The organism is Streptomyces sp. NBC_01304 (assembly GCF_035975855.1).
In the GTDB taxonomy this organism is placed as follows: domain Bacteria; phylum Actinomycetota; class Actinomycetes; order Streptomycetales; family Streptomycetaceae; genus Streptomyces.
In genome coordinates, this window is the sequence record NZ_CP109055.1 from 5,327,233 (window position 1) to 5,346,323 (window position 19,091).

At 70.6% G+C, this 19,091-nt stretch carries 18 protein-coding genes; 8 read left to right on the top strand and 10 right to left on the bottom strand.

All coding sequences use genetic code 11. From position 1 onward, the window contains the following. Positions 1–241 precede the first annotated feature (241 nt). The 4 genes from OG430_RS23515 to OG430_RS23530 form a co-directional block, all read right to left on the bottom strand. A complete protein-coding gene (locus OG430_RS23515; RefSeq protein ID WP_327354551.1) occupies positions 242–730 on the bottom strand; it encodes a L,D-transpeptidase in 489 nt (162 codons plus the stop codon). A gap of 26 nt (positions 731–756) precedes the next feature. Continuing rightward, entirely contained in the window at positions 757–1,446 is a 690-nt protein-coding gene (locus OG430_RS23520; RefSeq protein WP_327354552.1) for a DUF5063 domain-containing protein, read from the bottom strand. Next, on the bottom strand, positions 1,439–2,038 hold the full coding sequence (recR, locus tag OG430_RS23525; protein ID WP_327354553.1) for a recombination mediator RecR: 600 nt from the start codon (positions 2,036–2,038) through the stop codon (positions 1,439–1,441). Before recR ends, OG430_RS23520 begins: the two co-directional genes overlap by 8 nt. A gap of 83 nt (positions 2,039–2,121) precedes the next feature. Beyond that, on the bottom strand, positions 2,122–2,472 hold the full coding sequence (locus tag OG430_RS23530) for a YbaB/EbfC family nucleoid-associated protein (protein WP_327354554.1): 351 nt from the start codon (positions 2,470–2,472) through the stop codon (positions 2,122–2,124). A gap of 314 nt (positions 2,473–2,786) precedes the next feature. Between OG430_RS23530 and OG430_RS23535 the strand changes: the two genes are divergently transcribed. After that, entirely contained in the window at positions 2,787–3,560 is a 774-nt protein-coding gene (locus OG430_RS23535; RefSeq protein ID WP_327359194.1) for an SLATT domain-containing protein, read from the top strand. Between the two features lie 174 nt (positions 3,561–3,734). On the opposite strand, the gene OG430_RS23540 is transcribed toward OG430_RS23535, so the two are convergent. The 5 genes from OG430_RS23540 to OG430_RS23560 form a co-directional block, all read right to left on the bottom strand. Next, on the bottom strand, positions 3,735–3,881 hold the full coding sequence (locus OG430_RS23540; protein WP_327354555.1) for a hypothetical protein: 147 nt from the start codon (positions 3,879–3,881) through the stop codon (positions 3,735–3,737). A 130-nt stretch (positions 3,882–4,011) separates the two neighbouring features. Then, positions 4,012–4,662: a hypothetical protein gene (locus OG430_RS23545; protein WP_327354556.1), complete on the bottom strand. Its 651-nt coding sequence runs from the start codon at positions 4,660–4,662 to the stop codon at positions 4,012–4,014. A gap of 60 nt (positions 4,663–4,722) precedes the next feature. After that, positions 4,723–7,179: a dolichyl-phosphate beta-glucosyltransferase gene (locus OG430_RS23550; protein ID WP_327359195.1), complete on the bottom strand. Its 2,457-nt coding sequence runs from the start codon at positions 7,177–7,179 to the stop codon at positions 4,723–4,725. A 98-nt stretch (positions 7,180–7,277) separates the two neighbouring features. Then, positions 7,278–7,970, bottom strand: coding sequence for a GntR family transcriptional regulator (locus OG430_RS23555; RefSeq protein WP_327354557.1), 693 nt, complete (start codon positions 7,968–7,970; stop codon positions 7,278–7,280). Positions 7,971–8,052: 82 nt separating this feature from the next. Next, the gene (locus OG430_RS23560; RefSeq protein WP_327354558.1) at positions 8,053–8,445 is read right to left on the bottom strand and encodes an ArsR/SmtB family transcription factor; all 393 of its coding nucleotides are present in this window, start codon (positions 8,443–8,445) and stop codon (positions 8,053–8,055) included. A 352-nt stretch (positions 8,446–8,797) separates the two neighbouring features. Between OG430_RS23560 and OG430_RS23565 the strand changes: the two genes are divergently transcribed. The 3 genes from OG430_RS23565 to OG430_RS23575 are packed head-to-tail and all read left to right on the top strand — an operon-like array spanning position 8,798 to position 12,642. Further along, the gene (locus tag OG430_RS23565; RefSeq protein WP_327354559.1) at positions 8,798–10,513 is read left to right on the top strand and encodes an ABC transporter permease; all 1,716 of its coding nucleotides are present in this window, start codon (positions 8,798–8,800) and stop codon (positions 10,511–10,513) included. A gap of 45 nt (positions 10,514–10,558) precedes the next feature. Continuing rightward, entirely contained in the window at positions 10,559–11,908 is a 1,350-nt protein-coding gene (locus tag OG430_RS23570) for an ABC transporter ATP-binding protein (protein WP_327354560.1), read from the top strand. Further along, positions 11,908–12,642 carry an MgtC/SapB family protein gene (locus OG430_RS23575; protein ID WP_327354561.1) on the top strand — a complete coding sequence of 245 codons (735 nt, stop codon included), beginning with the start codon at positions 11,908–11,910 and terminating at the stop codon, positions 12,640–12,642. Before OG430_RS23570 ends, OG430_RS23575 begins: the two co-directional genes overlap by 1 nt. A 148-nt stretch (positions 12,643–12,790) precedes the next feature. Here OG430_RS23575 and OG430_RS23580 read toward each other — a convergent pair whose 3' ends face one another. Continuing rightward, entirely contained in the window at positions 12,791–14,146 is a 1,356-nt protein-coding gene (locus tag OG430_RS23580) for an aspartate aminotransferase family protein (RefSeq protein ID WP_327354562.1), read from the bottom strand. 142 nt (positions 14,147–14,288) lie between these two features. Between OG430_RS23580 and OG430_RS23585 the strand changes: the two genes are divergently transcribed. From OG430_RS23585 to OG430_RS23600, 4 genes are all read left to right on the top strand, one after another. Beyond that, positions 14,289–14,903 carry a DJ-1/PfpI family protein gene (locus tag OG430_RS23585; RefSeq protein ID WP_327354563.1) on the top strand — a complete coding sequence of 205 codons (615 nt, stop codon included), beginning with the start codon at positions 14,289–14,291 and terminating at the stop codon, positions 14,901–14,903. Then, positions 14,900–15,379: a MarR family winged helix-turn-helix transcriptional regulator gene (locus tag OG430_RS23590; RefSeq protein WP_327354564.1), complete on the top strand. Its 480-nt coding sequence runs from the start codon at positions 14,900–14,902 to the stop codon at positions 15,377–15,379. The genes OG430_RS23585 and OG430_RS23590 overlap by 4 nt, the downstream gene beginning before the upstream one ends. Before the next feature lie 78 nt (positions 15,380–15,457). Beyond that, entirely contained in the window at positions 15,458–17,371 is a 1,914-nt protein-coding gene (locus OG430_RS23595; protein WP_327354565.1) for a serine/threonine-protein kinase, read from the top strand. Between the two features lie 135 nt (positions 17,372–17,506). Continuing rightward, positions 17,507–19,084: a substrate-binding domain-containing protein gene (locus OG430_RS23600; protein WP_327354566.1), complete on the top strand. Its 1,578-nt coding sequence runs from the start codon at positions 17,507–17,509 to the stop codon at positions 19,082–19,084. Positions 19,085–19,091: the final 7 nt, after the last annotated feature.

The window sequence follows — 19,091 nt, forward strand, 5'->3', positions numbered from 1 at the left end:
GCGCTCCTCGCTCAATTCTTGATGCGGTCGGCTCAGTCTAACGAGGGTCCGGGATCCGCCTCCGGCGTATCGCATGGTGAGATGTCCCGCTCACCTTGTGATCATCGCCGGGGGTGGGCCCCGGACCGCTCCAGGGGGGTCCCTGCCCCGGGTGGAGCGGGTCAGTCCGTTAAGTGGGCGGGGTCACAGTGGTGGTTCGGTGGGTGAGGTGGTGCGGGTGCGTCGTGGGGTGCGGGCTGATTCAGCCCAGCCGCGCGGGGCGTCGTCCCCAGATGTACAGCTGGTCGCCGGTGCGCATGCGGCGCCAAAGCTCCTTGGCGTCCTTGTAAAGGAGGTTGACGCAGCCGTGTGAGCCTGCGCCGGTGTGGACGAAGCCATAGACGCCGTGCAGGGCCTGGCCGCCACTGAAGTACTGGGAGTAGGGCATGGGGGCCTGGTAGAGGCGTGAATAGTCGTCCCGTACGCGGCGGTTGATGCGGTACCAGCCGGTGTGCGTCGGGAGGGCGGGGCGGCCGGAGCGGAGCGGGGCCGGGCCCCACTCGACGCGGCCCTTGCGGGCGATCCAGATCTTCTGGTGGGTCAGGCTTACGCAGAGGATCCTGGCCGGTGTCCACGGGCATCCGCGAGGGACCTTCGGGGCCTCACTCGCATGAGCCGGGGCCGAGATCGGCAGCGTAAGGAGAAGCGGGAAGAGAAGGGCCAGAGCAAGGGCAGGGAGAGCTCGACGCACAGCTCATCCCTGCCACGACGGCGGCGCTACTGAACGGGGCGCAACCCCAACGGCCCCGCGATCTCCTCGGCCATGACCTTGCCGGCCTCCTCCGCGAGGGCGTCCTCGCTCAGGTCCTGGTCGGTGTCCAGGCCGTCCAGCTCCTGCAGGGGCTGGTCCAGGCGGACATGAGCGACCAGGGACTGCAGGGCGCGCAGTGAAGCGGACGCCGTGGAGCCCCAGTTGGAGAAGTAGGAGAACTGCCACCACCACAGGGCCTCGGTGGTGCGGCCCGCGCGGTAGTGCGCCATGCCGTGCCGCAGGTCGGTGACCACGTCGGTCAGGTCGTCCGAGATGCGGCAGGGCACCGGGGCCTTGCGCGGCTCGTACGGGTCGAAGACCTCGGAGTAGACGTCGATCGGGTCGAGCAGGGCGGCGAGGCGCTCGCGCAGCTCGTCCACGTCCGGCTCGGGGCCCAGGTCCGGCTCGTACCGCTCGTCCGGGACGATGTCCTCGTGCGCGCCCAACCGGCCGCCCGCGAGCAGGAGTTGGGAGACCTCCAGGAGGAGGAAGGGGACCGCACTGTCGGGCTCGTCGCCCTTTGCCACTTCCGTGACCGAGACGATGAAGGACTCGATCTGGTCGGCGATCTGGACCGCGAAGTCGTCCGGATCCTGCCCGGCCGTGCTGGCGGCGGCGGTGCTCTGGTGTGGCGGGTTCAGCGTGGTGTCAGACATCGAGGAGTCTTCTCCCTTCGAAGGCACGGCCCAGCGTGACCTCGTCCGCGTACTCGAGATCTCCCCCGACAGGGAGTCCGCTGGCCAGGCGGGTGACCTTGAGGCCCATCGGCTTGATCATGCGCGCGAGGTACGTCGCCGTCGCCTCGCCCTCCAGATTGGGGTCCGTCGCGAGGATCAGCTCGGTGACCGTGCCGTCCGCGAGGCGGGTCAGGAGTTCCCGTATGCGCAGGTCGTCCGGTCCGACGCCCTCGATCGGGCTGATCGCGCCGCCGAGCACGTGATAGCGACCGCGGAACTCGCGGGTCCGCTCGATCGCCACGACGTCCTTGGGCTCCTCGACCACACAGATCACGGTCACGTCCCGGCGCGGGTCACGGCAGACCGCGCACTGCTCCTGCTGCGCGACATTGCCGCACACCGCGCAGAAGCGGACCTTGTCCTTGACTTCGAGCAGGGCGTGCGCGAGCCGGCGTACGTCGGTCGGCTCGGCCTGCAGGATGTGGAAGGCGATCCGCTGCGCGCTCTTGGGACCGACGCCGGGCAGCCTGCCCAACTCGTCGATGAGGTCCTGGACCACGCCTTCGTACAACGGATTGCCTTCCTGTCATTTCCCTTGTGCGTACCGTAGTTGGTACCCGCCGGTTAGTTCCCGTACCGGACCGGGCGCCCGTACTAGAACGGCAGTCCGGGGATGCCGCTGCCGCCGGCGCCGCCGAGGCCCTGGGCGAGCGGGCCGAGCTTCTGCTGCTGCAGCGTCTGCGCGTTCTCATTGGCGGCCTGGACCGCCGCCATGATCAGGTCGGCGAGGGTCTCGGTGTCCTCGGGGTCGACCGCCTTGGGGTCGATGACGAGGCCGCGCAGCTCGCCCGAGCCGTTCACCGTGGCCTTCACGAGGCCGCCGCCCGCCTGCCCGTCGACCTCGGTCTGCGCAAGCTCCTCCTGCGCCTTGGCGAGGTCCTGCTGCATCTTCTGGGCCTGCTGGAGCAGCTGCTGCATATTGGGCTGGCCACCACCGGGAATCACGATCAGCTCCTGGCTTTTCGACGTAGTTATGACGCGTGTACGACGTGTATCCGGCGGGGTTCTCCGCCTGGGACGAGCCTACGTGGTCAGGGGGTGGATCGCTCCAGCACTCTTTCGAGTGACTGCGACGGTCGGCCTATACCTGATCAAGCCCCACTTCCGGGCGGAAAACCCATGAAACCAGGCTCATGGCCACCCATTGGGCGGTAGGAAGATGCTGCACAACTGTCACAGGGGTACCAGGGGGTACTTCGCACGCGGGCAGTCGACCAGTCGTCGCCAGTCGTAGGGAGTGCCGGGTGAGCCAGCCGGAGATGCAGCCAGAGGTGCCGCACCCGGGCGGGGGCGGGCAGAACGCCGGGCGCGGGCCGGGCGAGGGCGCCGCGCAGGACGCCGCCGGCGGGGGTCCGGACGCGGCGAAGGATCTCACCGGGCGGCCGTTCCCGCTCGGCGACTGGGGCGAGCCGGCCGAGCGCCTGGACGAGCTCTACCGGTGGGTGGAGGACGGGGCGCTGCGGACCGCGGGCTGGTATCTGGCCGACCGGGGGTGGAAGCGGCGCGGGGCCCGGGCGCTGCGGATCGGCTCCGCCGTGGGGGCCGTTGCCGGGGGTGTGCTGCCGCTGCTGGATCTGACCTCGTCGGTCGACGGGGTCGCGCCGTGGGGGTATCTGGCCCTGTTGCTCGCGGTGGCGTGTGTGGGGTGCGACCGGTACTTCGGGCTCACGTCCGGGTGGATAAGGGATGTGGCCACGGCTCAGGCCGTGCAGCGGCGGTTGCAGGTGCTGCAGTTCGACTGGGCGTCGGAGAGTGTGCGGGAGGTTCTCGGGCCCACGGAGGGGACGGCGAGTGAGGCTGCCGAGCGGTGTCTGGGGGTGCTGCGGCGGTTCTCCGAGGATGTGACGGAGCTTGTGCGGTCCGAGACCGCGGACTGGATGGTGGAGTTCCGGTCCGGGCCGGCGCCGTTGGTGATGCAGTCTGCGGTTTCCGCGGGGGCTCGGTCCGAGGGTGGGACGCCGCCCGGGCGGTTTCCGTTGCCGCCCGGGGCCCGGCCGAACATGCCTCGGCAGCGGCCGCCGGAAGCGCGGTAGCGCTGCGCGGGGTGGGTGGGTTGCGTGCGGGTCGGTGGGGGCGGGGGGATTTTTTGCCCCTCCCCGCCCCTTCCCGTAAGGCTGCCGCCGGCTTCAACAGATTGTCCTCAAACGCCGGACGGGCTGGATGAGGTCGGACGGGCTGGATGAGGTCGGACGGGCTGAAAAGACCGGCTAGAACATCCAGCCCTCGATCACGCAGTCCTCGCGTGAGTAGTCGCAGCCCGCGGTCGTCGTCGTGGTCGTCGGCGGTTGTGCGAGGAGGGCCGTGGCCAGGATGAAGGCCGCGGTGATCAGCAGTGCGGCTAGGCGGGACAGCATTGCTTGCTCCCTGGGGCGTCTTCCCCGAGTCGAGTTCGGTTCGAGTTCAACGACCCCCATGGTCGCACCTGGTAGCCCCGGGCGCCTGTCAGCCCGTTGCCCTTTTGTCACTTTGCGTAGTCCCGGCTGGTCAACCGAAGACAATCATCGAGCCCTGCCCCAGGCTGCGCGTGGCGGCCGCGTGCAGGCCCAGCCAGACGTGGCGTTCGCGGGCGAAGGGGTGGTCCTCGCGCGGCAGCGAGTGCGAGGGCTCCTCCAGCGCCGTGAAGTCCTCCGGAGGCTGCGGCGCGGGGGGTGGGTTGGCCGGGTCTATGCCGAGCGACGGGGCCACGTACTCCAGCTCGCGGAGCAGACCCTGGGCGGAGCCCAACGGGCCGCCGCCGTCCATCAGTTCCTCGCTCGTGACGGGCGCGGGGAAGTCCACGGGGACGTACGCGCCCGCGTAGTCGTAGTGCCAGACCAGGTGGGACTGCTTGGCCGTGGCCTCGAACATCTCCAGGAGCTGCTCGTAGTCGCCGCCCAGTTCGTCGACGGGTGTCACCGCGAGGCCGCAGATCTGCAGGAGATAGGCCCTGCGCAGGAAATGCAGCGCGTCGTAGTCGAAGCCCGCGACCGGGCCCACCTCGCCGGCCAGGCCCGGCATGTAGGCGTGGACGGGGACGGGCGGCAGGCCTGCCTCGCCCAGGGCCTTGTCGTAGAGCGCGAGTTCTTGTGCGAAGGGGTTGTCCGGGGTGTGGCAGAGGACGTCGACCAACGGGACGAGCCACAGGTCACAGGCCAAGAGAGCTCCCAACGTCTGCGTGTCGGTGCAGGGCTGCAGCGTAATGGGGAAGTGCCCGGCTCAGCTGCCCTTGTGCGTATCTCCGTTGCCGGTCTGTGACGGGGCACCCTCGCCCACGTCCCAGATCCAGGCGCCGCCCACCCGCTTGCCCTTCTTGCCGAGCAGGTCCTCGACCGTGGCGCGCACGGCGTCCTCGTTCGGGACGGGGGTGAGGACCAGGACGCCCGCGTTCCAGTACGCCAGGTCCTTCTTGGCCTCCGCCCGCCAGGCGTCGGAGAGTCCGGGGGCCTTGCCGCTGTCGGCGACGTCGCGCAGCAGGTTCGAGGTGTTGCGGGGCACGGGGCCGTAGATGCCCATGCGGTCCGGGCCCCAGGGGCCGTTGAAGTAGCCGCCGGGGAGCTTGAAGGCCAGGTCGGTGCTGGTCTGCCAGTGCAGGGCCTCGGCGTTGGCCGCGTTCGGGACGGGGATCGGGACGACCGTCTCGCCGCGTGCTTCATCGACGTACGAACGCCACATGCCCTCCGCGTAGAAGCGCGGGACGGGTACGCGGTCCGTCGTCTTGAAGGGGGTGGGGGCGATCGGGAGCAGTGCCGCCGCGACCGCCACGTACCCCACCACGCGGTGCGAGATGCGGGCCGTGCCGAGGCGGTCCACGGCGAGGGCGACGAGCATGCCGAGGGCCGGGGCGCAGACCATCGCGACCCGGGACTCGATGACCGACTCGAAGAGCGGCTGGTGGGCCAGGAGCCGCCAGGGGCCGGTCAGTTCCACGTCCGTCATCGGGATGCGGAACTTCGGGCCGAGGGAGAGCAGCGCCGCCACCACCGCCGTGAAGGCCAGCGCCTTGACCAGGGCCCGCTCCCACAGGCGTACGACGATCGCGAAGACCAGGGCGACCAGGGGCCAGCCGTAGAAGGCGTTCTGCTCCGTGAAGTTGATGGCGAGGCGGGCCGAGGTGTCCCGGTCGCCCGCGAGGGAGCGGTCGGCGAAGGAGAGCAGGGCGAGCGGGCTGTTGCCCACGCCGTCGCCGTGCAGGACCGACTTGTAGCTCTGCGGGCCGAAGAACTGCCAGTAGAGCGGCACGGCGAGGAGCGGGAGAGCCACCGCGGCCGCGACTCCCAGACCGCGCAGGAGGCTTCGCCAGGCGGTGCGGGCGACCTGGGGACGCAGCGCCGCGTAGGCGAGCGCGAACAGCAGCATGCCGACGACCGCGAGCAGCAGCGCCTCCTCGCCGAGGAGGACCTGGTACGTCGCGAACAGGCCGAGCAGCACGCCGTTGCGGACCACCGGCCCGTCCGGGTCGCACAGCCGCAGGGCCCTGTCGATGATCAGCGGGATCATGAACAGGACCACGAAGTTGGGGTGCGCGTTGGCGTGGCTGATCATCGGGGGCGCGAAGGCCGCGAGGGCCGCGCCGACGGCCGCGGCGGGCCAACTCACCGACAGTTGGCGCCTGATCATCCAGTACCAGGCGGTCGCCGTGCCCGCGAGGCCGAGCGTCATCACCAGGAGCAGCGAGAGGGCCGGGCCGAAGAGCGCGGTGACGGGGGCCAGCGGGACGGAGAGGCCGAGCATGACCGTGTTGGCCATGAGGTTCACGCCGTCCGGGGCGTTCTGCAGGGTCGTGAAGAGCGGGTTGCGCAGGTGCAGGACGTTGTCGGAGGTGACCTTGAAGAACCACTCCCACTGGTTCTGGTCCTGCCCCGAGTCGAAGAGGTACGTGCCGCCCGGGTCCGCCCAGCGGTCCCGGTAGAGGAAGACCGCGAGGACCAGGAAGAGCAGCGGGACCAGGAGCGTCGTCGGGTGGATCGTGCGGGCCTTGAGGAGCGTGAGCTCGCCGAGGACCTTCGCGTAGTCGCGCGGGCGGACCTTCGAACCGCTCTGGTGGGCCCAGCGGACCGGGACCTCCGTGACGGTGAGGCCGGCCCGGCGCAGGTACTGCAGGATCTCGACGTCGATGGTCCAGCCGTCCAGGCGGGACACGGCGAAGGCCTCGCGGGCGCGGTCGCCGTCGAACAGCTTGAAGCCGCACTGGGTGTCGCGGATGCCGGGCACGGCGAGGGCGCGTATGGCGCAGTTGCCCGCCCTGCCGAGGAGTTCACGGAGGCGGTGCTGGTGCCGCTCGATCGTCGCGCCGGGCCGGGCGCGCGAGCCGATCGCGGCGCCCCGCGCCTCGGCCGGCTCGGCGCTCAGTTCCTTCTCCAGGCGGTCGAGCTCCTCGATGGGGGTCGCGAGATCGGCGTCCGTTATCAGCACCCGGTGGCCGTACGAGGCGAGGACGCCCCGGCGCAGGGCGTGGCCCTTGCCGCGGTTGTGCTCGCCGTGGATCACGTGGATGCGGGGCTCGTCGGCGGCGGCCGCGAGGGCGATGCGGTGGGTGTCGTCGGTCGAGCCGTCGTCGACGACGATCAGCTCCCAGGAGCCGCCGCGTTCGGTGAGGCGGGCGCGGAGGGCGTCGAGGGTGGGGGCGAGGCGGGATTCCTCGTTGTAGGCGGGGACGACGACGCTGAGGTCGATGTCGCCGCCGGTGCGGGGCGCCGGGACGGAGTGCCGGGCGGGCGCGGGCGCGGCCTTCTGGTGCGCGACCCTTTGGTGCGCACCCTGGTGGTCCGCGCTCACCGGGCCAGCTGCTCGATGAGCGCGAGCGAGTGCGTGTTGTACGCGCCGACCAGGGCGTACGCCCCGTCCGCGTCGCGTCTTGCGATCGCGTCGACGAGCTCGCTGTGGCCGTTCCACAGGCGGCCCGCCAGCGTCTCGGCGTTCTCGGCGAGGCGCAGGTACGGGACCGCGAAGACCCAGGCCTGGACGCGCAGGCGGTGCAGGAAGTCGGACAGGTAGGCGTTGCCGAAGAGCGAGGCGAGCTCGCGCCAGAACCGGATGTCGTAGCCGATGAGGATGTCCAGGTCACCGGCGGTCGCGGCCCGCTGGGCCTCCTCGGCGCGGCGGCGTACCGAGACCAGCTCGTCGGTGAGGTGGCTCATGCCGCGCTCCGCGATGCCGCGGAAGATGGCCTCCGCGATGATGGCGCGGGCCTCGACCATGCCCCGATAGTCGTCGACGGAGTACTCGTGGACCTTGTAGCCGCGGTGCTGGTCGGAGTCGAGCAGGCCGTGTGCGCAGAGGTCGACGAGGGCCTCGCGGACGGGCGTCGCGGAGACTCCGTACTGCTCGGCGATCTCCTTGACCGTGAACTCCTGGCCGGGGGTCAGGCGGCCGGCCAGGACCTCGTCGCGCAGGGCGTCGGCGATCTGCTGGCGCAGGGTGTTGCGGTTCACCGCGCCGGCGCTGCCGCTGCCGGTGGTGGTCATGTGGGCTTCCCTCCCCCTGGTGTCCCTCGCGCTTTCCTCGCCGCGGGGTCTCGTCCGGGCTGGTCCGGCCCGGCTGGTCAGCCTACGCGCGTGCGGTTCTGGCGGGGGCGGGGGCCTTTGCCCTGGCCGGGCTGCGGCGGGGCTTGGCCTTGAGCGCTTCCGGCTCGGGGGTGGGCTGCGCTTCTGTGGCGCTTGCGGCGAGGAAGGCGTGCTCGAGGAGGGCTCGTACGTTGTGGCCGGTGGCGCGGTAGTAGATGCGGGTGCCTTCGCGCCGCGAGGTGACGAGGCCGGCGGTCCTCAGCCTTGCCAGGTGTTGGGACACGGCTGCTACGTGGGCGCCTGTTCGCTCCGCGAGCTGGCCTACTGGGCATTCGCCCTGGGTGAGGGTCCAGAGGATGGTGAATCTGGTGGGGTCGGCGGCGGCTTTCAGTACGGCTACGGCTGCCGCGGTGCGGTCTGGTTCTTGCGTGTCCACGCAAACAGGATAGTTCCCCTCCCCGCCCCTTCCCTAAATTCTGCGAAGCCTGGGGCTTCGCCCCTAGCCCCCGGATCGGCCTGCGGCCTCTGTCCTCAAACGCCGGACGGGCTGATAATCCAGGCGCCATATTTGCGTAGCTACGCAACTAGCTGGCACCATACCCACGACCCCAAAAGCCGCAAAGGACCCGAAGGAGGCAGTCGTGAGCGACGAAGCGCACAGTCCCGGCCGCCTCCCGCCGCACGCCTGACGTCGACACGACTCGCGTGCGCGGATTCGCCACTTTTGTTCGCATACGTGGTCCGCTGAACCCGCCCATAGCGGTTCGGCGTGCGCAAGGGGTCCCCCGATGAAACTCACCACCACCCGCCCCACCCGAGGCCTGTCCTGGGTCGACTTCGCGGTGGCCGCCGCCGTGCTCGTGCTCGGATACCTGATCCTGCAGGTCGGCAAGGGCACCACCGTCAGCTTCAACCCGGCGCACGTGCCGGACGTCGACACCAGCCCTTCGCAGCTGCCGTACTACGGGGCGCGCTCGCTGCTGCGGATGTTCATCGCGCTGGCCGCCTCGGTGCTGTTCACCTTCGTGTACGCGTACGCCGCCGCCCGCAGCCGCAGGCTGGAGCGCATCCTCATCCCGGCGCTCGACATCCTGCAGTCCGTCCCGGTGCTCGGCTTCCTCACCATCGCCGTCACCGGATTCATCGCCCTCTTCCCGGGCTCGCTCCTCGGCCTCGAATGCGCGTCGATCTTCGCGATCTTCACCTCGCAGGCCTGGAACATGACCTTCGGCTTCTACCAGACGTTGACCAGCCTTCCCCGTGAACTGGACGAGGTCTCCAGGTCGTTCGGGTTCACCAAGTGGATGCGGTTCTGGAAGATCGAGGTGCCCAGCGGCATGATCGATCTCGTCTGGAACGGGATGATGAGCTTCGCCGGCGGCTGGTTCATGCTCGTCGCCTCCGAGGCCATCAGCATCGGCAACGAGAAGTACGTGCTGCCGGGCGTCGGCTCGTACGCCGGTACCGCGATCGGCGAGGGAGACCTCGGCAAGGTCGGCTGGGCCATCCTCACCATGGCCGTGATGGTGATCGGCGTGAACTTCTTGTTCTGGCGACCGCTGACCGCCTGGTCGGAGAAGTTCAAGAACGAGCAGTCCGAGTCGACGGACGTGCAGCGATCCTTCGTCCTGGACTTTCTGCGCCGCTCCAACTGGGCGGCCTTCCTGGGCAAGTTGACCCGCCCGCCGCGCGAAGCCCTCGGCCGGGCCGCCCGGGTCCTCGGCCGGGACGACAAGCCGCTCAGCATCGACCCCGTGCGGCGCCGCAACGGCGACATCGTCTTCAACGTCGTCGCGGGCGCGCTCATCGCCTGGGGCCTGTACGACCTGCTCCGCTATCTGCAGCGCGCGGAAGGGTTCGGCATCTTCCTGGAGCCGCTGTGGCTCGGCCTCATCACCCTGATCAGGGTGATCGTGCTGTGCGCCGTCGCCACCGTCATCTGGGTGCCGATCGGCGTGAAGATCGGCTTCTCGCCGAAGCTCGCGAAGATCGCCCAGCCGGTGGTGCAGGTCCTGGCCTCGTTCCCGGCCAACTTCCTCTTCCCGCTGGCCATGTGGTTCTTCCTGAAGACCGGCCTCGACATCAACATCGGCTGTGTCCTGCTGATGGCGCTCGGCGCCCAGTGGTACATCCTCTTCAACACCATCGCCGGCGCCATGGCCATCCCCTCCGACCTCAAGGAGGCCATGGACGACCTGGGCGTGCACGGCTGGCAGCGCTGGAAGCGGCTGATCATCCCGGGCATCTTCCCGTCGTACGTCACCGGCGGGATCACCGCCTCGGGCGGCGCCTGGAACGCCTCGATCGTCGCCGAGGTCGTCACCTTCGGCGGCTCCACCCTCACCGCGACCGGCCTCGGCGCGTACATCGCGAACGCCACCGGCGACGGCGACTTCCCCAAGCTCATCGCGGGCGTCGCGGTGATGAGCCTCTACGTCGTCACCCTCAACCGGCTGTTCTGGCGCCGCCTCTACAAGGTCGCCGAAGCCCGCTACACCCTCTGACCTTCCCCGACTCACCCGCGTACGCCCCGAGGAGGGGACCGACCCATGAGCACCGCAACGCACACCAACGCGCTTCTCTCCGCCGAGAACGTCACCAAGACGTACGCGGGCGCCGACGGCGAGCTGCCCGTACTCGGCGGCATCGACCTCACCATCCACGAGGGCGAGATCGTCGCCCTGCTCGGCAAGTCGGGCTCCGGCAAGTCGACGCTCCTGCGCTGTCTGGCCGGCCTGATTCCGGCGAGCTCGGGCTCGGTGACGTACCGGGGAGAGGAGCTCAAGGGCGCCAACCCCGGCACCTCGATGGTCTTCCAGACCTTCGCGCTGCTGCCGTGGCTGACCGTGCAGCAGAACGTCGAACTCGGCCTGGAAGCGAAGGGAGTCGGGCCGAAGGAGCGGGCCGAGGCCGCCGTGCAGGCCATCGACCTGATCGGGCTCGACGGCTTCGAGTCGGCGTACCCGAAGGAGCTGTCGGGCGGCATGCGGCAGCGCGTGGGCTTCGCCCGGGCGCTGGTCGTCGAACCGGACGTGCTGATGATGGACGAGCCGTTCTCGGCGCTCGACGTACTGACCGCCGAGAACCTGCGCGGTGAGCTGATGGAGCTGTGGGAGTCGGGGCAGTTCCCGACGAAGGCGATCGTCCTCGTCACCCACAACATCGAGGAAGCCGTCTTGATGGCCGACCGGGTGGTGGTGCTCGGTTCGCGGCCGTACGGGACCATCCGCGAGACCTTCGACGTCTCGCTCGCCCGGCCGCGGGACCGGCAGTCCGCCGACTTCGAGCGGATCGTCGACTCGATCTACCAGGTGATGACCGGGCGTACGAAGGACAGTCCGAAGCTCTCCGAACCGACGCCGGTACGCCGGACCCCGGCGAACACGCCGCTACCCGAGGCCTCGGTCGACGGGCTCTCCGGACTCGCGGAGATCCTGGCCCAGCACGAGGGCGGGCGGTTCGATCTGGCCGATCTGGCCGACGACTTGGGCCTTGAGGTCGACGATCTGCTGTCGCAGGTCGACGGCCTGGAGCTGCTCGGGCTCGCCGAAGTGGCGGGCGGCGACCTGGCGTTGACCGAGCGCGGGACGGCCTACGCCGGGGCCGACGTACAGGACTCGAAGAAGCTCTTCGCCGAGGCGGCGCTCGACCGTGCGCCGCTGGTCCACCTGATCACGAGCACCCTGCTGCGCTCGGACGGCGGGGAGCAGCGGGCCGGGTTCTTCCGCGACCTGCTCGCGCACCACTACACGAGCGAGCAGATCGACCAGCAGCTGGAGACGGCGACGGACTGGGGCCGGTACGCCGAGCTCTACTCCTACAACGCCGACAACGAGGAGTACCGGCTCGACGAGGACGCGCGGCTGCGGGTGGACACGGGCGCGAACGGGGGCGTGTGATGGGGGAGTTGAAGTTTGATCTGGCCGCGGCCGTCTTCTCCAACGCCGTGCCGGGGCACTTCGCGGGGGCGCTGGCCTCGGGGATGCTCGCGGGCGCGATGATCGGGATGGAGCGGCAGTGGCGGCAGCGGATGGCCGGGCTGCGGACCAACACCTTGGTCGCGGCCGGGGCCGCGCTCTTCGTCCTGCTCTCCACGGCCTTCGGGTCCGGTGACCCCAGCCGGGTCGCGGCCCAGGTGGTGTCCGGGATCGGCTTCCTGGGCGCCGGGGTGATCATGCGGGACGGGCTCAATGTGTCGGGGATCAACACGGCGGCGACGCTGTGGTGTTCGGCCGCGTGTGGGTCGTTGGCGGGGGCGGGGCTCTTTTGGTACGCGCTGGCCGGGGCCGTGATGGTGGTGGCGGTGAATACCGTGCTGCGCTCGGTGTCGCATCGGATCGACCGGTCGCCCGGGTCGGGGGAAGAGGTTTCCACGCCCTACCGGGTGGAGGCGGTGGTGTCGTCCGACCGGGAGGCGCAGATAAGGGCATTGCTGGTGCAGTCGCTTGCGGCGTCCGAGGGCACGCTTCGGTCGGTCGAGTCCGAGGATCTCTCCGAGTTCGAGGGGGAGCGGGTGCGGATTCGTGCGGAGGTTACTGCCGAGGGCACGAGTACGGAGTCCGTCGAGAAGGCGGTCGGCCGGTTGTCGATGGATCCGTCCGTGTACTCGGCGGCTTGGCGTCACGCCGGGTGATTTCTTTTCCCCACCCCGCCCCTTCCCGAAATTCTGCGAAGCCTTCCGCCCTCCGGGCGGTGTCCTCAAGCGCCGGACGGGCTGACAAAGTCAGCCCGTCCGGCGCTTGAGGACTTTCGGGAAGGGGCGGGGAGGGGAGGAAAAGGGCCTAAACCACGAACCCGTCCGCCACGGACAAAGCCTCGTCCAGCACGGACAAGCCCTCCTTCGCCTCCGCCTCGGAGACGGTGCACGGCGGAGCCACATGCGTGCGGTTCATCGCGATCAGCGGCCAGAGCCCGCCCTTCTTGCACGCCGCGGCGAACTCGTTCATGGGGGCGTTCGCGGCCCCCGAAGCCGCGTACGGCACCAGCGGCTCCCGGGTCGACGGGTCGCGGACCAGGTCCAGTGCCCAGAACGCGCCCAGACCGCGGACCTCGCCCACCGAGGGGTGCCGGGAGGCCAGTTCCCGCAGGCCCGGGCCGAGCACGGTCGCGCCGATGTGGGCCGCGTGCTCGACGATGCCCTCCTCGGCCATGGTCGTGATCGTGGCGACCGCGGCCGCGCAGGCCAGCGGGTGGCCGGAGTACGTCAGACCACCGGGGTAGGGCTTGCGGGCGAAGGTCTCGGCGATCTCCGACGAGATCGCGACACCGCCGAGCGGCACGTAACCCGAGTTGACCCCCTTCGCGAAGGTCAGCAGGTCGGGCACGACGTCGAAGTGGTCGAGGGCGAACCACGAGCCGGTACGGCCGAAGCCGACCATGACCTCGTCCGCGACCATGACGATCCCGTGCCGGTCGCAGATCTCGCGGACCCCGGCGAGGTAACCGGCCGGCGGGACCATGACACCCGCCGTACCCGGAATCGTCTCCAGGATGATCGCGGCGATCGTCGAGGGCCCCTCGAACGCGATCGTGTCCTCAAGGTGCTGCAAGGCCCGCGCGCACTCCTCCGCCTCGGTCGTCGCGTAGAACGGCGAGCGGTAGAGGAACGGCCCCCAGAAGTGGACGACGCCCGCGGAGGCGGTGTCCGAGCCCCAGCGGCGCGGGTCGCCGGTGATGTTGATCGCCTGGACCGTGCCGCCGTGGTACGAGCGGTACGCGCTCATCACCTTGGGGCGGCCCGTGTGCAGCCTGGCCATCCGGGCGGCGTTCTCGATGGCCTCGGCGCCGCCGTTGGTGAAGAAGATCTTGTCCAGGTCCCCGGGCGTCCGCTCGGCGATCAGCCGGGCGGCCTCGGAGCGCGCCTCCACCGCGTACGCGGGGGCGAAGGCCGTCATCCGGCCGGCCGCCTCCTGGATCGCGGCGACCACCTTCGGGTGCTGGTAGCCGATGTTGGCGAAGACCAGGCCGCTGGTGAAGTCCAGGTAGCGGGTGCCCTCGTAGTCCCAGAAGTACGACCCCTCGGCGCCTGCGACGGCGAGCGGGTCGATCAGGTCCTGCGCCGACCAGGAATGGAACACATGGGCGCGGTCGGCCGCCTTGACTGCGGCGCCCTGCGCGGGATCTGCGTGAGGGGTCATGGGGCGAGGGTAAATGTCCGCGATGCGGACAAGCCATCGGCGCCCTGTTCGGTTGTCGGGGTCGGCGCACGACACTCTGTCGGGCCCGGCAGGAGAGGATGCAGGCATTGACAGCATGCTGTCGTCATGACAGCATGCTTACATGACAAAGACAGAGCACAAGCCCGTGTACGTCGCCGTCTACAACACCTACGCCGACTGGGAGACCGGCCACACCACGGCCTGGCTGGCCCGCACGGGATGCGACATCCGGTACGTCGGCCCGACCCTGGAGCCCGTCACCACCATCGGCGGCATGCGCATCCAGCCCGACCTCGCGCTCAGCGACGTACGCCCCGAGGACAGCTCGATGCTGATCCTCACCGGCGCCGACCTCTGGGACGCCGGCGACGAGCTCGCACCCTTCGCGCACACCGCCCGAGCCTTCCTCGACGCGGACGTCCCGGTCGCCGCGATCTGCGGCGCGACCGCCGGGCTCGCCCGCGAAGGACTGCTCGACGACCGCGGCCACACCAGCGCCATCTCCTTCTATCTGGCGGCCACCGGCTACAAGGGCGGCGAGCACTACAGGGACGAGGACGCGGTGAACGACCGCGGTCTGATCACCGCCGGCCCGACCGAGCCGGTCGCGTTCGCCCGGGAAGTCCTCGGGGAGCTCGGCGCATTCCAGGGCGAGGTGCTCGACGCCTGGTACCGGCTGTTCCACGACTCGGACCCGGCGGCGTACGAGACCCTTCAAGCGGCGGGCATGGGATGAGCCGTACGGAGAAGGAGCAGGAGCGCGAGCAGGAACTGCTCAGCCGGACGGCGCTCGGCGCCTTCCGGCTGAACGGCCAATTCCTCGCGGTCGCCGAGGAGTTGGCGAGGCCGTCAGGGCTCACGGCCGCCTGGTGGCAGGTGCTCGGCGCCGTACTGCGCGAGCCGCTGCCCGTCGCGGGGATCGCGCGCGCGATGGGGATCACCCGGCAGAGCGTGCAGCGCATCGCCGATCTGCTCGTGGGCAAGGGACTTGCGGTCTACGTTCCCAACCCGGCCCACCGCCGGGCGAAGCTGCTCACGCCCACCGACGAGGGGCGGGCCGCGATCCGGAAGATCGATCCCGGGCACGCGGATCTCGCACGCAGGCTGGCCGAAGAACTCGGGGCGGAGCAATTCGCCGAGACCGTGCGGGTACTTGAGCGCCTTTCACAGGCTGTGGACAGGCTGAGCCACTCCGCCGTTACGGAACCGTAGAGGACTTAACGCCTGACCGGGCATTCCCGGCACTATCCTCGCTCTGTTGGTGCTTGTACGGGGGGAAGGCGGGGGCCGATGGAGAAGCTGGGGCCTACGGACCCGAAGCAGATCGGGGTGTACCGCCTGCTCGGGCGGCTCGGTGCGGGCGGGATGGGGCAGGTGTATCTGGCCCGCTCCGACCGCGGGCGGACCGTCGCGGTCAAGCTGGTGCGCGAGGAACTTGCCGAACAGGAGGAGTTCCGGGGCCGGTTCAGGCGCGAGGTCGAGGCGGCGCGGCGGGTCGGCGGGCTGTGGACGGCGCCCGTGCTCGACGCCGACACGGAGGCGGCGATCCCGTGGGTGGCCACGGGTTATGTGGCCGGGCCCTCGCTGCAGACCGTGGTGGGGCACGAGCACGGCCCGCTGCCCGAGCGTTCGGTGCGCATCCTCGCCGCCGGACTCACCCACGCGCTCAAGGACATCCACGCGGCGGGCCTGATCCACCGCGACCTCAAGCCGTCGAACGTCCTGGTGACCATCGACGGACCGCGCGTCATCGACTTCGGCATCGCGCGCGCCCTGGAGACCGTGACCGACGGCGGCCTCACCCGCACCGGCGCACTCGTCGGCTCGCCCGGCTTCATGGCACCCGAGCAGGTGCGGGGTGATGCCATCACCCCGGCGTGCGACATCTTCTGTCTGGGCTCGGTGCTCTCGTACGCGGCCACCGGCGCCCTGCCGTTCGGCGCGGCCGGCAGCGGGGTGCACGCCCTGATGTTCCGGATCGCCCAGGAGGAGCCCGACCTCGACGAACTCCCGGAGAGCCTGCAGGACTTGGTGCGCGCCTGCCTGGCCAAGGACCCGGCGGAACGGCCCTCCCTCGACGAGCTGCTGCGCCGGGTCGGGGCCGGGGAGACCGTGCTGGACGGGCGGGCCCTGGAGCCGTGGCTGCCCGGCATGCTGGTGGCCCAACTGGGGCGGCACGCCGTGCAGTTGCTTGACTCGGAGGACCCCGAGGCCGGACCGGACCCGACTCCGGGCGAGGCCGAGGGCAAGCGCGAGGGCGGAAGCGGGGCCGGGACCGGAACCCCGCCGCCGCCCGGCACCCCGAGCGACACCCCGCCCGCCCTCGACCGCCTGCCCACGATGGCCGCGGGCCCGGGCTCGACCCCACCGCCGACTCCGGCTCCGGCGCCGCAGAACCCACCCGCGTACGGCTATCCGCATGCCCAACCGGGCCCCGGCTACGGCTACCCGCACGCCCAGCCCGGCAGCGCCTACGGCTATCCGCAGGGCCAGAGCGGCGGATACGGGCACCCGCAGGGCGGCGACCCCGGGCACGGCCCCGCCGGCGCCCAGCAGCCCCCGGGCCCCGCCTTCACCACCGGCGGCTGGCACGACCAGCAGCACACACCCCCGTACGGCCCGCCGCCGCAGCCCCGGCGCAGCGGCCGGGCCACCGCCCTGCTGCTCGTCGTCGCCGTGCTGGTCGCGATCGGCGCGGGCGGCTCGGTGTACGCCGTGATGAAGGGCGACGACCCGAACCAGAAGAACAACCGCGGCGACAAGCCCGCGGCGACCTCCAGCGCGCCGGTCGATCCGCCGACCTCCGGCCCCACCACCTCGGAGCCGCCGACCAGTTCGGAGCCGCCCACCACTCCCCCGGCCGACGAGGACGCGATACCGGAGCAGTTCCTGGGGACCTGGAGCGCCAGCTTCGAGACGGACGGCGACACCAATACGCGCGTGATGACGCTCGTGCAGGGCGAGGAGGGCCAGACCGTGATGACGCTGTTTGGCGCGAGCCCCACCTACGACTGCGAGTGGACGGCTCCCCTCAGGTCGGCCGGCTCGTCCGACCTGGTTCTCGGGCCCTCGACCGTCATCCAGGGCTCCACGGAGAGCTGCAAGCCCGGGCCGGTGAGCCGGGTGACGATGGCGGACGACGGCACGCTCGTGCGGGAGCTGATCGGCACCAAGGGAGAGCCGCTGCACTACACCAAGTCCTGAGCACGGCGCGGTGGTTGACGTGCGCGGCGGACCAGGTGTTGAACGCTGCGCGAACATCAGCCGACTCGGGCCTCGCACCGGCTCCGCGCCGCCTACGGTGACGCTCCATCAGTCGGTCATCCGTGCGAGGCAGCCTTGGAATGGTTCAGCGCCGACAACGTCATCGCGATCGTCACCGCCCTGCTCGGTGTGGCCGCCACCGTTGCCGTTCTCTGGTACGAGCGCCGGGTGCCGCAGCGCAAATCGATCGGCTATCGCGTCCAGTTGGACGCGGCCGTCGGGAGCGCGCCCCAGGTCGGGCCGGGCACCAAACGCTTCGGCCGGTTCGACGAGGTCGACATGGCCGATGCCACCCTGGTCCTCCTGCGCATCGAGAACGACGGCCGGGAAGCCATCGCCACGGGCTCCTACACGACCGTGGACGAGGACGGCCGGCCCATCGGCCTGAAGGTCGAGTTCGCGGGCCGCACCGTGCGCGGCATCGCGGTCACCGTGCCCGGCGCGGCCGAGCAGCCGCCGGCCCCCGACGCCCCGCAGCCCCGGCCGGACAGCGCCAACCTCCTCAGCCACTTCCGGTCCGGCACGGTCCGCTACGCCGACGGCGTCATCCACCTGCCCCGGGTCCCCCTCAACCGCGGCCGCTACTTCAAGCTCCTGGTGCTCCTCGGCGGCGGCCGCGCGGGCAGCGCCATCCAGGTGTCCGGCGATCTGGAGGAGGGCGGCGTCGACGTCACGCAGAGCGTGACCATCGACGACAAGCCGCCGCTGTTCAGCCGGCAGGCCCGGCTGCTCACCGTGCTGCTCACCGCGTGCGTGGTCACCCTCGCCTCCCTCATCGTCGTACGCGGTGACGATCCCCCGCCCATCGGCTGCGCCACCGGCACCCTCACGGTCACCGGGTCCACCTCCTTCGCGCCGGTCGCCGAGGAGCTGGCAGCCAAGTACCAGGACGACTGCCCCGGCTCCACCGTGCAGGTCGAGGCGCACGGCAGCACGGCGGGCGTGCGCGCCCTCGACGACGCGGGGAAGCAGGCCGAGGGCGGCTCGCCCGCGCTGATCGCCCTGTCCGACGGGCCCAAGCCGGGCGGCTACCCGCAACTGCGCGAGACCGCCACGGCCGTCTCCGCGTTCGCGCTCGTCGTGAACGACCGGGTGCCGGTGAAGAACCTCTCCCTGGCCCAGGTACGCGGCATCTACCGCGGCAAGATCCGCAACTGGCGCGAGCTGGGCGGCCCCGTGCTGCCCATCACCCTGGTCAGCCGCGACGCCAACTCCGGTACCCGCGAGGTCTTCCAGCGCCAGGTGCTCGGCCGCAACGAGCCCGCCAACTCCTCGCGCGACTGCGCGCACAAGGACGACCCGTCCGCGCCGGTGATCCGCTGCGAGCTCGACAGCACGGACCAGGTCCTTGCGACCGTGGCCCGCCTCCCCGGCGCCCTCGGCTACAGCGAGCTGCGCACCGGGTCGCCCACCAAGGGGCTGCACCACCTGCGCCTGGACGGGCACGTCCCGTCGCTGCAGGGGGCGGGCGCGGCCGCGTACCCCTTCCAGGAGATCGAGTACGCGTACACCTTCGGCCATCCGCCCGCCGACTCGCTCGTGTCCAGCTTCCTCGACTACATGAGCCGGGGCAGCGGGCAGGACGTGATGCTCACGCATGGGCACATACCGTGCGCCACCCCTAAAGGCTTGCGGCTGTGCGGCGAGGAATAGATCATCG